Consider the following 449-nt stretch of genomic DNA (forward strand, 5'->3'; position numbering starts at 1 on the left):
GCTTAGGAGATACTTTAAAGCCGCTATGGGTCAGCAGTTGTTTGGCAGTACAATCTTTGAGCAGATCGTAAATGAAGATGACCTGGCGCTTGAAAAGATCATTACCCTTTCCAAAGAGAAAAAATTCAAAAACTAGAGTAGGTTTATTTTATCTTGTCGTGCACTTTGGTGTGTTCTCCGCTATTCCATTCGGTAAGAATATCTGTGGCAACTGCTGCACCACTGCCGCAGGCAATAGCATATTGACTTCTGTGCCCGGCTAAAGTACCTGCAACGTAAAGTCCGGGGTAAACCAGGTGATTCACATTTTCGAGCTGTATCCTTTCCTTGGAAGGTTTTGCCTTTTTATGAGGGATCACATAATCTTCCAATCCTTTTATCAGAAATGGCTGCGCGTAACCTGTAGCCAAAATCACCTTTTTGGAGGTATATGTATTCTTATTGGTAAG

The 449-nt window shown here is 42.1% G+C and carries 1 pseudogene; it reads right to left on the reverse strand.

Annotated elements, in window-relative coordinates:
• Positions 1–143: 143 nt before the first annotated feature.
• Positions 144–449: pseudogene (locus HC175_RS18630) on the reverse strand (NAD(P)/FAD-dependent oxidoreductase); the annotation flags it as partial.

Source organism: Salinimicrobium oceani (assembly GCF_012037645.1).